This window comes from Streptomyces olivaceus (assembly GCF_000721235.1).
GTDB lineage: Bacteria > Actinomycetota > Actinomycetes > Streptomycetales > Streptomycetaceae > Streptomyces > Streptomyces olivaceus.
Genome location: NZ_JOFH01000035.1, coordinates 57,206 through 70,110, shown reverse-complemented (window position 1 = coordinate 70,110; position 12,905 = coordinate 57,206). Strand labels below are relative to the sequence as shown.

The following is a 12,905-nucleotide window of genomic DNA, read 5'->3' as shown; positions in this document are numbered from 1 at the left end:
CAAGACCGGTTGCCGACCCCCGCGATCCAGCGGGTCTACCGGTCTAGGGGTTGCGGACGATCTTGAAGGTGGACGTCGTGTTCCGGACGTCCACGGCGTTGTCCTCCAGCCGCAGCCCGTTGAAGGTGACCTCGCCCACCGCCGGACCCTGTCCCGCCTCGGGCAGTTCGTTGGCCCAGAGGCCGAAACCGGACTTGGCGTCGAACTCGTCACCGCTCTTGCGGGCGCCCGTCACGGACACGTCGGTGAAGACGGTGTCCTTGATCGGGTACTGCGGCTGCCCGCCCACGTAGTTCGTCTGGAACATGATGCCGCTGTAGGTCGGATCGACGATGTCGACGTTGCTGACCCTGATGCCCTGGAAGACCTTGGACGCCGAGAACACCCAGATGCCGGGGAAGGTCTGCCCGCCCCAGAAGTGCCCGCCGGCCCGCACGATCGACACGTTCTCGAAGGTCGTCGGATCGGTGCCGAACCCGTTCATCGGGTAGCCGAAGTCCAGTGAGCTGATGGTGATGCCCGAGTAGACCAGGGTGTCCGCGATGTGGATGTTGCGGAAGGTGTTGTTGTACCCGCCGTAGACGGCGAGACCCGCGGCACGCCAGGTCAGCGTCGTCGACAGGTTCTCGTACACGTTGTTCTTCATGTCCGCGCCCCCTGCGTCGATCGCCGAGAAGAGCGCGAAGCTGTCGTCGCCGGTGGCCCGGGCGTCGTTGTTCGACACCAGGTTGTCGGTCGAGCCGTTGGTCATGTTGACGCCGTCGGCGAACATGTTCCGGATCCGGGAGTTCCTGATCGTGACCCGGTCGGTGTTCGCGCCCCAGTACAGGCACACCATGTGCTCGTTCCAGATGTTGTCGATCACGATGTCCGACACGTTGGAGAAGTCGAACACCTTGCCCGGACCGTCGATGCGGCTCGTGTAGTTGCCGAAGTAGGCGAAGTTCGCGAACGAGGAGCCCTTAGCGCTCGCGTCGGCCCGGAATCCGACGTCGGTGTTGTCCTGCGCCGTGGGCGCGCGGAACGTCGTGAACCAGGGTCCCGCGCCGACCACCTTCACCGCCTTGCCGTACACCTGGAACTTGCTCGACGTCTGGTAGTCGCCGGCCGGCAGGTACACCCCGACCAGCTTGCCGGAGGTGTCCATGCGGACCTTGTCGAGCGCGTTCTGCACGTCCTGGTGCGTGAACCCGTCCGGCACCGTGTACGCCGACGGGTCGGGGTTCGGCACCTCGGCGACCTGCTCCAGGTTGACGAAGTCGATGGCGTAGTCGGTGCTGTTCGCGGCGTCCTTCTGCAGGCGTATGGTGCTGCCCGCCGGGACGGTCTCGCCCAGCATCAGGTGCGCCTCGTCGTAGATGTGCCGGGGCGCGCCCGCGCCCGGCGAGTTGCCGGGCGAGGCCTCGTTGCCGTAGAGCCAGGCGTACTTCGACGTGAGCGGGAGCGCCTTCTTCAGGACGCCGTCGACGTAGACGTCGAGCGTCGCGTCGATGCCGCCCCCGCCCGGGGCGTCCGGGATGGAGAAGCGGGTCACCAGGGTGTTGGTGTCGGCCCGGGTGGTGAACTCGACGTACTCGCCGGTCCCGTCCAGCTGGACCGCCCTGCGGCCGGACGCCTCGCCCGCGATGTCGCCGATGGTCCGGTTCGGCCCGACCACCTTCGCGCCGCCGCCGACCGTGCCGTCCTCCGCCTCGTACATGTCGTACGGCATGTCGGCCCCGCGTCCGACGAACAGCGCCTGCGTGGAGGTGTTGTTCTCCCGCTTGACCGGCAGCTCGTTCGCGTCGTCGGCGACCGTGACCTTCAGGGAGTACGAGCCGTTGGCCGCCTTCCAGGTGCCGAGGCCGATCGCGGGACTGGTCCCACCGGCCGCGATGACCCCGGAGTACGCCCCGGTCAGGGTCCTGACGGTGTCGCCCTCCGCGTCCACCAGGGCGAGCGTCACCCCGTGGCTGCCGCCCGCGGAGTCCTGGGTGCCCTGGTTCCTGAGCGCGACCCCGAAGGTGACGTCGTCCCCGGCCGACGGGCTCGACGGCGAGGTGGTGACGGCCGCGGCGACCAGGTCGGAGCTCTGGACCGGCTTGACGAGCAGCGGCTCCGGACGGGTGTAGGTGTTGTTGGTCTCGTTCTCCTCGATGATCTCGTCCGCCTCGTCGGCGACCGCGCTCAGCTCGTAGGAACCGGCGTCCCGCACCCCGACGGAGGCGCTGACCGTGCTCTCGGCACCCGCCTTCAGAGCGGGGACGTCGGCGTCGGCGACCTTGGTGCCGCCCAGCCTGAGGGCGACCTTGCCGGCCGGGGCGTCCGCGGCACCGCTGTTGCGGACCGTGGCGGACACGGTGATCTCGTCCGACTCGACGGGGGAGGCGGGCGAGGTGGCCAGGTCGGTCACCTCCAGGTCGGGGTTGGGCGCCGGGACGCCGACGACCTGGAACTCGGCGATCTGCCCTGCCGTGGCCCCCGTGTTGGAGGTGAACCTGAGCCGGACGTCGGCGACCCGGTCGCCGACGGGCACCGTCACGCCGTTGCCGCCGCTCGCCGGGTCGAAGACGTAGTCCTTCGCGGCCACCAGGCCGGTGAACTCCTCCGCGTCCTGGGCGCGTCCCAGCACCTCGATGCGCTGGGTGCGCTTCGACCAGCTCGGGTCCGGGTTCAGCCTGAGCACGACCTCACTGATGTCCGCGTCGGCGCCGAGCTTCACGGTGAGCGTGTTCGGGTAACTGCCCGCCGCGCCCTCCCAGTAGGTCGACGTGCTGTTGTCGTTGGCGTTCTCGGCGACGTAGGTGTGGATCACGGACGAGGCGGAGATCGGCTTGCCGACGGCCAGGTTCGAGCCGTCCTTGGTGCCGTTGCGGATCACGGAGTTGCTGGCGGCCGACTCGTTGCCCGCCGCGTCCCTGGCCCGCACGTGGTACGTCACGTTCGCGGAGGCGGGCTGCTTGTCGGTGTACGTGGTGACGTCGCCCGCCACGCTTCCCCGGAGTTTGTTGCCGGCGTAGACGTCGTACCCGGTGACGCCCTTGTCGTCGCTCGACGCGGCCCAGGTCAGCCTGATCTCACCGGCGTCGGCCTCGGTGAGGCTCAGGTTGGCGGGGGCGGTGGGCGCCTGCGTGTCCCCGGTGCCGGCCCGGCGGGTGACCGGGGCGCTGTCGCCCGACAGGTTGCCCGCGGCGTCCCTGGCCCGCACATGGTAGGTGACGGTCTCGTCGGCGGGCCGGGTGTCGGTGTACGTGGTGGTGCCGCCCGGGACCGATGTCAGCAACGTGCCGTTGGCGTAGACGTCGTACCCGGTGACGGCCGTGTCGTCCTCGGACTCGTCCCAGGCGAGCCGGATCTGCCCGGTGGCCGGCTCGGTGAACGCGAGGTTCGCCGGCGTGGTGGGAGCCTGTGTGTCGCCCGTCGCCGGGCCGTAGACCTCCAGCTCGGAGACCTGGGCCGCCGCCTGTCCGGTGTTGGCGCTCACCAGGACGCGCACGTGACGCGTCGTCGCCGCGTCGAAGGCGACCGTCGCCGACTGCCCGCCCGCCGCGTCGAAGGTGTGGGCCTCGGCGGCGGTCAGGTCGGTGAAGTCCGAGCCGTTCTCGCTGCCCTGGATCTTGAGGGTCTGGCTGCGGGGCGGCCAGCCGTCCGGCAGCCGCAGCACGACGCGGTCGACGCGGCGGGACGAGCCCAGGTCGGCCTGGATCCACTGCGGCAGGGCGTTGTCGTCGCTCTCCCAGTAGGTGGCCCTGTTCCCGTCGTTGCCGTTCGCCGGAATGTACGTCCCCGTGGAACTGCTCGCCGTGAGCCGGCGTCCCGCGGCGAGGTCGGCGGAGGCATCCCCGGCCGCGTGCACCTCCAGTTCGGAGAGCTGGGCGGCCGGCCGGCCCGTGTTGGCGGTCACGTCGACGCGCACGTACCGGGTGAGGGTGGCGGGGAGGCTCACGGTCACCGTGTTGGCGGAGCCCGGGTCGAAGGCGTAGGTGGCGGAACTCTTCAGGGTGCTGAAGCTGGTGCCGTCCGCGCTGCCCTGGAGGGAGAGCGTCTGCCTGCGGCTCTCCCAGCCGGCGGGCAGTTTCAGCACCACCTCGTCGATCCGCTCGGTGGCGCCGAGGTCCGCCTGGACCCACTGCGGCAGGCCGCCACCGCCGCTCTCCCAGTACGAACCCTGGTTGCCGTCGGTGATGTTGGCGGCGCCGTACTCGCTGTGCGCACTGCTCGCCCGCGCGTCGTCCCCGACGGCGATGTTGGGCCCGCCGGCTGCCGTGGCCGACAGCAGCGGTCCTCCCAACGCCAGGAGACTGGTCGTGACCACGGTGCACAGCGCACGTGATCTCCAGTTCCGGATTCTCATCTGTCCCCGATCTCCGCCTCGCGCCGCTGGGTCACGAGGCACGGCTCAGTCGGATGCGCTATATCAGGTAGACACTGAATGTTCTCTGCCATTTACGTTGAGCGCTCGAAGAGTTGCAGAGAAGTGTCGAGTCGTCTACAGGCGGCGCAGCGCGAACTCGCCGCGAGACGAGCTGAAGTGGCCGGAGCGAGAGCGGGGGAGGGGCCGAGCGGCGCTTCCGAACAGGACCTTTCACGGCCTGCGCCGGATGGCCGCAAGGTGCCGTCAATTCCCGCAAGCGACTTGCGGGGGCATCGAGGCGTATGGCGGAGGGAGGGGCGTGGCCGGCTAGTCGGCGGCCGGCCGCGCGGTGGAGCCGCGGACGACGAGTTCCGGTTCGAAGAGCAGCTCGCCGTGGGGTACTTCGGTGCCCTGGATCTGGGCGCAGAGGAGGTCGACGGCGGCGCGTCCCATGGCTTCGATGGGTTGGCGGACGGTGGTGAGGGGTGGTTCGGTGCAGGTCATGAAGGCGGAGTCGTCGTAGCCGACGACGGAGACGTCGTGGGGTACGTGGAGTCCGCGTCGGCGGGCGGCGCGGACGGCGCCGAGGGCGAGGGGGTCGCTGGCGCAGATGACGCCGGTGACGCCGCGGTCGAGGAGGCGGGTCGCGGCTGCCTGGCCTCCTTCGAGGGAGAACATGGCGCGTTCCACGTGGGTGTCGGGCAGTACGGCATCCATGGCCTCGGCCGCTTGCCGGGCGGCGGCCAGCTTCCTGCGGGAGGGGATGTGGTCGGACGGGCCCAGCACCAGCCCGATCCGCTCGTGGCCGAGGGAGACGAGATGCCGCCAGGACTGCTCGACGGCCACGGCGTCGTCGCACGCGATGCACGGGAAGTCCAGGTTCTCGATCGACGCGTTGATCAGGACCACGGGGATGTTGCGCTCGGGGTCGCCTGGGAAACCCCCGGTTTGCCGTTGAGCACCCGGCTGACCGTGGCCTCGCTGACCCCAACCTTCTTCGCCACCTGAGCAAGTCGTCGCGTCACACGCGAAAGGCTAACGCAAGCACCGCAAACGGCTTGCTCGCCCGCCACCGCGTGCGGCCTGCGCCGAAGTACTCTCCCTTCCGGGCAGTCCGCCCCGTTCAGTCCCAGGTGACGCGGGCGGCGACCGGAAGGTGGTCGCTGCCGGTGGCGGACAGGGTCCGCACGCTCTCGACCGTCGCTCCGCGGGCCAGCACCTGGTCGATCCGGGCCACCGGGAAGCCGGCGGGGAAGCTGAGGGCGAGACCCCGCTCGGCCACGTCGAGCCTGCTGGTCAGCGGAGCCAGCGCCCGGTCGTCGACCGTGCCGTTGAGATCGCCGAGCAGCACCACCCTGGACTGCTCCTCCGCATCGAGGGCGTCGCCCAGCAGCCCGGCGCTCTCGTCCCGCCAGGACGACGCGAGGCCGCTCGCCCGCACCCGCACCGACGGCAGGTGCGCTACGTGGACGGCGATCTCACCGCGCGGCGTGTGCGCCACGGCCCGCAGCCCGCGCTCCCACCCCTCGCTTATCCCCTGCGGCGCGATGTCCAGCGGGCCGGTCCCGTCGAGCGGATGCTTCGACCAGAGCCCGACCGTCCCCCGGACCGTTCGGTAGGGGTAGTCGGGGGCGAGGGTCTCGGCGTAGACCTCCAGCGCCGGCGACACCAGTTCCTCCAGCGCGATCAGGTCGGGCTCGGCGCGGACGAGGGCGCGGGCCGTGCCCTCGGGGTCGGGGTTCTCGTCGCTGACGTTGTGCTGCACCACGACCAGGTCGTCGTCGCCGGGCTCCGGCGCGGGCAGGAGCAGCCCGCCGAAGAGATACGTCCAGGCCGCTGCCGGGAGGAGCAGGGCCACCAGCGCGAGGGGCGAGCGGCGCACCAGCGCCAGCACGAGCAGCACCACGACCGGCACACCGAGCCACGGCAGGAACGACTCCAGCAGACTGCCCAGCCCGCCCGGGCGGTTGGGTACTGCCCAGTGAAACGCCAGTAGCACGGCCGTGAGTACCGCGGCCACGACCAGTGCTCGCCCCCGCGTCCAGGCAGACACACCCGGCTCATCCGTCCGCCGAGTCCGTGCCGGACGTCCCACCCACCGTCTCGTCGTGTTCACCGCCGAAGCCGCACCACGGCCCGCCCACTGCACCATCGTTTCCCGTCCCCTCGTCCTTGCCCCTCAGGACGATCCACTTGCCTGATCGGGTTCCCCGGGCAACGACATCGCCCTGCATGTCCTACAGCCTCCACTCGCCAACGCCAACGTCGAGAGGACGCTGCGCCAGGCTCCCGGCAAGGCGTTCCGCCGCAAGGCCACGGAGCACAGGACAGTGAACCGACCGGGCGGCCGTGCCCCACGGTCGGACGAACGCCGAGATACGTAGCTGCGCTTGATCTGCTTCTAGAGGACCTCGGGTGAGGTCAGACGTCGAGCCCGCCTGCGGCGAGCAGGTCGGACACGTCGTTCACCAGTTTCCTGCCCGCACCGTTGGCGCCGACGAGCCGTGTCTCGAAATTGCTGAGGCTCCGGAAGACTTCGGCGTACGCCGCCTGTCCCGCCAGAGGCAGTTGGAGCACCTGCAGGCGCCGGACGTCGACCCGTGACGAACTGGAGGCGTGGGTGCCTGCCTGACGTCCGTTGGACGGAGCGCGCAGACAGCCGGCCAGGAAGTGGGCGTCCAGTTTCGCCGGGTCTACCCGCAGGGCGTGCAACTGAGGCCCCAGGGCCGTCGGAGGCCCCTCGTGCACCCAGGCATTGAACGCCCGCACGACACCAGCGACCACGACATCGCCCTTCTCGACTATCACAGGCGCCGATTCGACGGCGACGAATCCGCTGGGAGCGCCGTCCGCCAGCAGGTCGGCAACGGTGAGGAGGGGCACGGAGTTCCCGCCGGATGCCACCGCACCGTCCAGAGGCTGCTGCCCGGCGCGCAACGACAGGGCACAGGCTTTGACGAGGTCCCCGACGCCGACCGTGGTCTGTGGCCTGTCGCCGTCGAACTCCAGTTCCGACAGGCTTTCGGCCCAACGGGCCAGGTCGGTCAGGGTCGATCCCACTTCTTTCCAGACCGTCGAGAGTTCGGGGCCGGACGGCTCGGTACTCACCGAGGTGTAGCGCCCGGGGGTGACGTCCACCTCGTCGTCCAGAAGATCGATGAGAGGAACCCGGACGGCGCCGTCCGGCAGCTCCGCGTCCGAGCGGTCGAGGGCTTGCAGCGCGGAGAGGACAAAGGCCTGGAGCGGCTCCCAGCGGGGGCCGGACTCCCGCCCGCCGGTTCGCGTGAAGCGCGTCGCGTCGACCAGTACTGCGTCCTGGCTGGGCGAAACCGCCCCCGGGCCCTCGGGAGTGGCCCTGAGGATCCACAACTGGAGTGAGACGCTGTGCGGTTGGGCGCTGCCGGGCGGGAGAGCCACCACAGCTCGGAGCGCGCCGGTACGCAGCAGGGAGCCTCTGATGCGTCGGCCGGCCTTGCGTGAGGCGACTGCGGGAGGCAGGACGACGACGGCCGCCCCGCCAGGCTCGAGGCGGGCGAGCAGGTGCTGCACCCAGGCCAGTTCCGGCTCGGTGCGTGGCGGGAGACCGTACGTCCAGCGCTGGTCGGTGGCGAGTTCCTCGTAGCCCCAGTCACGTTCGTTGAACGGCGGATTGCACAGCACGACATCCGCCCGTACCTCGGCGAGCGGGTCCTCGCGCAGAGAGTCGGCCGTGGCGACCTCCGCACGGACGTCGTGGTCGTCCCCGACGAACGCCAGGCGGGCGGAGGCCAACGCGGCGAGAGCGGGGTCCCGCTCGCACGCCAGTACCCGCACACCCGGACTTGCGCACTCCTGCACGGCAGCTGCCGCCAAGTGCCCGGTGCCGCAGGCCGGGTCGAGGACGGTGAGTCCCTCGGCGCGCCGGCCTACACGGACGTCGAACCCGATCCGTGCCATCAGGGCGGCGAGCGGCGGGGGCGTCGTGCTCAACTGACGCACATGGGTCTCGAGCCACCGCTGAAGCAGGAACTCGAACGTCTCGCGCGCCCCCTCGTTCCGCCCCAACTTCGCCGCCTCGACCGCCAGTCGTTCGGCCTCCGCAGAGAGTTTCACCCGCGACGAGCGTGCGCGTGGCGAACGCATGCGGTGGGCCGCCTCGGCGATGGCCAGGCCCGACTCGTCCCTGCTGCCGAGCACTTCGAACCGGGGCCACAGAAGCTCACGCCCCGCGATGCTGTCGAGCTTGCCGTTGTCCCGCAGCCACTGCTCGACCTCCGCCAGGGAGAACTGGGGACTGACGTCCGTGCCCCCGATGCGCGTGGGGAAGGAGCTGTGACGCCGCCGCCAGTTGCTCACCGCGGCACGTCCCACCCCGGCGATCCGGGCGATCTCGGCAAGGCTGACGGGTACGGAACCGGTTGTACTCATCGACAAACTCCGAGGTGCTTGGTACGTGCGTCCGGGCCGGAGTGCCGGCCGGTGGCAGGCGGGTCTCTGCAGTGGGACTGCACACGAGAAGCTACTACGCTCATTGACTTTGTTCACAGTGAAAATGTCTATATGTGTTGTGTGGATCGCGTGGAGGCCGGGCCAAATGCAGAAATTCACGCCTGGGGCAGTGCGCACGGACCGCTACCAACTCACATCGGTGCTCGGCCGAGGGCTGATGGGCCACGTGTGGCAAGCACGGGACATCCGCCTGGAACGGCCCGTGGCCGTGAAAACGGTCGCCGCCGACCTGCTCGCCGTTCCCCCGAGCAGGGATGAGGTGCTGCTCGTCCAGCGGTGATACTTGGAGCACATCCCCTACATCAAGGGGATGGTTGGTTGGATACCCGCCCCGCATCGCTGCCCCGAACCTGGCCCGGCACCCTCGCGCACGTACGACGCTGCCTTGGGGCGGGGGCTCTTGCTGGTGCGGGTATACGCCGAGAGCTGGGGCTAGGTGAGCCGGGACGTCTTCACGAAGACCGTCTGGGGTGAAGTTGCCTTCCCGGAGGCGGGACCGTCACAGCGATCATTTCTCAACTGAGCACACGGGGGCGGATACTGTCCCCGTTCGAATCGCCCCTACCCGGCTGGGCGAAGACTTGCCGGGCCATCCGCCGGAACCGGATCCGGGCGACCCTCTCGTCGCCCGGCGCGGCGTCGCAGCCCCATGCCACCACCTGGTGGCGACGGGGCGGGAGGGGAACGTCAGCTTTCAGCGTAGTGTTCCGCCAGCTTCTTGACCTCCTGGCTCCACAGCCAGTAGCCCGGCAGTAGCAAGGTGATGCCGGGGGCGGTGTCCGTGACGCGCAGGTCACCGGATGCCACGAGTTCCTCCATGGTGAGCAGGCCGCGCAGGACCGGTCCGAGAGGGTCCGCGAGGCGTGTCGTGTGGTCGTCGGCCGCCGGTAGGACGTCGTTGTGGGCGGCGATGCTCATCGACCGCCGTACCGACTTCGGCGTAAGCGAGGGCGCAACTGAGCGGCAGGAAGCCGTGCGGCTCGATCCCGGCGACGGGCCAGAGCGGGAGATCGGTGGAAGTGGTGACTTCGAGGACGGGCTGCAACACGATCACCAGCGGAATGTGCGGCATGTCGTCCCCGTTTCGCACGGTCATGGTGCGACGGACACCGCCCGCGAGCAGACCGAAGACCTTCAGGGAACGTTCCGCCGCTAAAATACGTCGAGCCTCGCGCGGGTGCCGTCTACCCTTGCCGCATGGGCCACGCGAAGACCTCCTACGTATGCCTGCCCTGTCGGGCCTCGTACAAGCAGCCCTACGACAGGGACAGGCCGGGCCGGGCCTGCCCTCGGTGTTCGGAACCGCTGATCCACGTGGGGTCGGCCTTCGCGGCGCCCCCACGCCGGGACACCGCGGCCTGGCGGACGCTGTCCGTCCTCCTGCACGCGGGCGTCCGCTTCCACAAGAGCTGCTGCGGCGGGCCCGGATACCGGCCCCGCACTCTGGGGGAGGTCCGCGAGCGGATGACGTACGCCCGCCGCACCGGCGAGCCCTTCGCCAGCGCGCTCGTGCGCCGCGAAGTGCCCTGATGGCTCACGGCGTGCTGCGGCGGGTGCCTCGGACAGCCGCCGGGCGCAAACCGGACAGATGGCAGCCGCGCTGAGAGGGTCGCCACCGCGCCGTGCGGCGTGGAGCAACCGGCACAATACTCGGTGTGAACGCACACGACGCAGATCTGGCCGACGTACTTGGAACCCGTGAGACCCCGACCCTTGAGTTCAAGCGGACCGCGAAGAGGGAAGGCAAGCGCGGCGACGCCATCGGCAACGCCGTCTGCGCCATGGCCAACGATCTCGTCGGCAAGGGCGCGGGAAACATTCTCATCGGCGTCGCGGACGACGGAACCCCGGTCGATGACGTGGATGTCAGCGATCGTGCCCTGCTGGCCCTCACCGACCTCCGGGACGACGGCAGGATCCTGGACCGGCCGTCCTTCACCGTGCGGGCCGCGGTCTACCAGGGTAAGCCGGTAGTGCACATTCACGTCGAGGCATCGGCTGCTCTGCCCGTGCGCTTCGACGGAGTGGTGTGGGTCCGGCCCGGGCCGACCACACGCAGGGCCACCCGCGAGGACGAGCGAGTCCTCACGGAACGCCGCCGGGCTGGAGACGGTCCCTTCGACAGCCGGCCCGTGCCGTGTGCGACCCTCGACGACCTGGACCTGGAGCTCTTTCGGAGTTCCTACCTGCCGTCCATGGTCGGGCCCGAGGTCATCGAGGAGAACGGGCGACCTGTGCCCCAGCAGCTCTCGTCCCTGCACCTCACCACTCCAGACGGCCGGCCGACCGCGCTCGGTCTGCTCACCGTCGGGCTGGACCCCAGCAGCCACATCCCGGGTGCGTACGCGCAGTTCGTCCGGTACCAGGGTGTGGATCTCGACGCGCCCGTCGCCGACGACCAGGAGCTGCGCCAGAACCTCGTGGGCGTCGCGGCCCGACTCGAACCCCTGCTGCGCAGCAACCTCCGTACGCGCCTGGTGGAGGAGGGGTTCCGGGAGACACCGCAGCCCGACTACCCGCTGGAGGCGTTGCGGGAAGTGATGATGAACGCCCTGATGCACCGCAACTACGAGACCTCGTACGCCCCCGTGCGTATCGCCTGGTTCGACGACCGGATCGAGGTGACCAATCCGGGAGGGCCCTACGGGCAGGTGAGGGACGACAACTTCCATCGGGTGAACGACTACCGCAACCCTTCTCTCGCGGCAGCCATGAAAGGGCTCGGCTACGTGAACCGGTTCGGGCGGGGGATCGGACGCGTTCAGGCGTCGCTCATGCGCAACGGGAACCCTCCCGCCGAGTTCCAGGTCGACGATTCGTCGTGGGCCGTCGTCCTCTGGAGGGCCTCATGAACCGGACGTCGATTGCGCTCTTCAACAACAAGGGCGGGGTGGGAAAGACGACTCTGACCTATCACCTGGCCCACATGTTCCGCAGGCTGGGCCTGACGGTTCTGGCTGTCGACCTCGACCCCCAGGCGAACCTCACCTCGATGTGCCTCGACGAGACCGAGATCGAGGAACTCTGGAACAACGAGTCCGAGCTGATCGCTCAGGGGGCGGCGCCCTCGGCTCTGCCCGGCACCGGACGGGTACGCAACGGGCAGACGATCGCCGACGCGGTACGCCCCATCCTGGAGGGCACGGGGGACGTCGCCCCCATCGAGCCCGCCGAGCTTCAGCCGGATCTCTGGCTGCTGGCCGGAAGCCTCGACCTCAGCCGCTTCGAGGACAAGCTCTCCAGTGAATGGTTCAAGACGTTCGCGGGTGACATCGCGGCAATTCGCACTACCACGGCCTTCCACCGTGTCGTGGAGCAGGCGGCCGATGAAACCGGCGCTGACCTCGTCCTGATCGACGTCGGGCCCAACCTTGGCGCGATCAACCGGGCGGCGCTGATCGCTGCGGACAACGTGCTCATGCCGCTCGCGGCCGACCTCTTCTCCCTCAAGGGTCTCAGCAACCTCGGTCCCACCCTGCGCGACTGGCGCAGAGACTGGCAGCAACTCGTCCTGCCGCGTGTCCCGGGCGGCTTCTCCGCGCCCCGTGCGCAGATGCGTCCGCTCGGCTACGTGATCATGCAGCCGGAGATGCGGCTCGACAGGCCGGTGAAGGCCTACGAGCGGTGGCTGGAGCGCATCCCCTGGGTCTACTCGGCGGCGGTGCTGGGCGAGGGAGCGCCGGTCTCCGGTGAGGACCGGCACCGCATCGCGACGCTCCGCAACTACCGCAGTCTCATGCCACTCGCCCACGACGCCAGAAAGCCCATGTTCGACTTGAAGGCCGCCGACGGCGCGCTCGGCAGTACTCAGAAGTACGTGCAGACGTGCTACCGCGAGTTCCGGGGACTGGCAGAAGGTGTCCTGGACCGCGCCCAGGAACTCAGCGGTGGCGAGTGACGGCCTGCGGCGAGTGACGCCGGGCAGGGGTGGCGGGGTGCTGCCACCGCTGCCCGTCGGCTGTGAGTACTCCAGCGTGTCATTCTCCATCGGCCCCTCCCCACCCCAGCGTTCGGTCTCGAGCCGGTTCAGAGCTCAAGTGCCCCGCATGCGACAGGACAGGAGTGCACGTCAGCTTTCCAGGAA

At 69.5% G+C, this 12,905-nt stretch carries 9 protein-coding genes and 1 pseudogene; 5 read left to right on the top strand and 5 right to left on the bottom strand.

Going from position 1 to position 12,905, the window contains the following annotated elements; translation table 11 throughout:
- Positions 1-43 precede the first annotated feature (43 nt).
- The 4 genes and pseudogenes from IG94_RS0131165 to IG94_RS0131150 form a co-directional block, all read right to left on the bottom strand.
- Positions 44-4,333 (bottom strand): discoidin domain-containing protein, encoded by a 4,290-nt coding sequence (locus IG94_RS0131165; RefSeq protein ID WP_031044914.1) that lies wholly within the window; start codon positions 4,331-4,333, stop codon positions 44-46.
- A 327-nt stretch (positions 4,334-4,660) separates the two neighbouring features.
- Positions 4,661-5,358 (bottom strand): annotated as a pseudogene (locus IG94_RS38980) (substrate-binding domain-containing protein).
- A 98-nt stretch (positions 5,359-5,456) separates the two neighbouring features.
- On the bottom strand, positions 5,457-6,485 hold the full coding sequence (locus IG94_RS0131155) for an endonuclease/exonuclease/phosphatase family protein (RefSeq protein WP_078892489.1): 1,029 nt from the start codon (positions 6,483-6,485) through the stop codon (positions 5,457-5,459).
- 269 nt (positions 6,486-6,754) lie between these two features.
- The gene (locus IG94_RS0131150) at positions 6,755-8,740 is read right to left on the bottom strand and encodes an N-6 DNA methylase (RefSeq protein WP_031044910.1); all 1,986 of its coding nucleotides are present in this window, start codon (positions 8,738-8,740) and stop codon (positions 6,755-6,757) included.
- 166 nt (positions 8,741-8,906) lie between these two features.
- On the opposite strand from IG94_RS0131150, the gene IG94_RS0131145 reads away from it, so the two are divergent.
- Positions 8,907-9,101: a hypothetical protein gene (locus tag IG94_RS0131145; RefSeq protein WP_031044908.1), complete on the top strand. Its 195-nt coding sequence runs from the start codon at positions 8,907-8,909 to the stop codon at positions 9,099-9,101.
- A 407-nt stretch (positions 9,102-9,508) separates the two neighbouring features.
- Here IG94_RS0131145 and IG94_RS42650 read toward each other — a convergent pair whose 3' ends face one another.
- On the bottom strand, positions 9,509-9,739 hold the full coding sequence (locus tag IG94_RS42650) for a hypothetical protein (RefSeq protein WP_052410941.1): 231 nt from the start codon (positions 9,737-9,739) through the stop codon (positions 9,509-9,511).
- On the opposite strand from IG94_RS42650, the gene IG94_RS42645 reads away from it, so the two are divergent.
- From IG94_RS42645 to IG94_RS0131125, 4 genes are all read left to right on the top strand, one after another.
- Positions 9,732-9,977, top strand: coding sequence for a hypothetical protein (locus IG94_RS42645; RefSeq protein ID WP_157852345.1), 246 nt, complete (start codon positions 9,732-9,734; stop codon positions 9,975-9,977). The two genes, IG94_RS42650 and IG94_RS42645, sit on opposite strands and share 8 nt — an antisense overlap.
- A gap of 41 nt (positions 9,978-10,018) precedes the next feature.
- Positions 10,019-10,351: a hypothetical protein gene (locus tag IG94_RS0131135; RefSeq protein ID WP_031044906.1), complete on the top strand. Its 333-nt coding sequence runs from the start codon at positions 10,019-10,021 to the stop codon at positions 10,349-10,351.
- A gap of 125 nt (positions 10,352-10,476) precedes the next feature.
- Positions 10,477-11,673, top strand: coding sequence for an ATP-binding protein (locus IG94_RS38970; protein WP_031044904.1), 1,197 nt, complete (start codon positions 10,477-10,479; stop codon positions 11,671-11,673).
- Positions 11,670-12,719 (top strand): ParA family protein, encoded by a 1,050-nt coding sequence (locus IG94_RS0131125; RefSeq protein ID WP_031044901.1) that lies wholly within the window; start codon positions 11,670-11,672, stop codon positions 12,717-12,719. Before IG94_RS38970 ends, IG94_RS0131125 begins: the two co-directional genes overlap by 4 nt.
- Positions 12,720-12,905: the final 186 nt, after the last annotated feature.